Raw genomic sequence first — 1026 nt, 5'->3', positions numbered from 1 at the left:
TAGCCGGATGAATCGCGACATGGAGGCGGCTCTCCAGCTAAAAGAGCTTTACCTGCATCAGACCATTGGAGAGCTGGCCGAGCTTTTGGCGCAGGAGGCGGAGCCGAACCGGCAGCTGGAATCAGGGCGGGAAATGCTGGAGCAGTTGAAGCGGCGCATCATGGAGGACCCCGAACAAGCGAAGTACCTGCCGGAGGATTGTGAGGATGTATATCCACTGAGCAAAATTCAGCAGAGCATGGTGTTCTACTCCAGATTGCGTCCGGAGGAGCCGATTTACCACGATCAGGTTTTGCATCACCTTAAGATCGTGTCGCCGGACCATTTTGCAGAAGCGCTGCAGCGGTTATCCGATAAGCATCCGATCCTGCGTACCACCTTCGATCTCACCCATTTCGAGGAGGAGGTCCAGATTGTGCACGCCCGAATCGTGCCGGAGCTCTCCACGGAAGATGTCTCCAACCTTAGCCGGGAGGAGCAGGAACGTGCCATCCGCGCGTATATCGAACAAGACCAGCGCAGCCTGTTCCGCTTTGGCAGCGGGGTACTGTGGCGGATGCGCTTGTTCCGGCTGAACGCGCAGGATGATTATTGCATGGTGTTTACGGTCCATCATGCGATTCTGGACGGATGGAGCGTCGCCTCGTTCCAGCAGGAGTTCGCGGACATTTACCAGAAGCTGCTGCAGGGAGAGGCGGCGGAGGTCAAGCCGCTACGAAGCCAATATAAGGATTATGTGGCGATTAACCGGTTCCGGGAGAGCGACGAGGAGAGCCGGCAATATTGGGTTGAGGCATTGGCAGGGTATACCCGCAACAAGCTGCCGTTTAACTACGCGGGCAAGAAGAGGGCTGGCGGAGGGGCCAGCAGCATCTACCGCAGGCCCCTGGACGGCCCGCTGCTCGGAGCCTTGAAACGACAGGCGAAGCGATACGGCTGCACGGTCAAGGAGCTGTGCTTGAGCGCGCATGTATATTTGCTGGGCATCCTGACGACGGAGGAAGAGATTGTTACAGGCGTGGTCAG

The 1026-nt window shown here is 57.8% G+C and carries 1 protein-coding gene; it reads left to right on the top strand.

What is annotated here, in order from left to right; translation table 11 throughout:
• Positions 1 to 1026: condensation domain-containing protein (locus F1379_RS29475; protein ID WP_150276044.1), on the top strand; the 1026-nt coding region annotated here is incomplete at both ends.

It is taken from the genome of Paenibacillus tepidiphilus, from assembly GCF_008635795.1.
Lineage (GTDB): Bacteria > Bacillota > Bacilli > Paenibacillales > Paenibacillaceae > Paenibacillus_AQ > Paenibacillus_AQ tepidiphilus.
The sequence above is the reverse complement of the archived record's forward strand: the minus strand, read 5'-3'. Positions and strand labels throughout refer to the sequence as shown.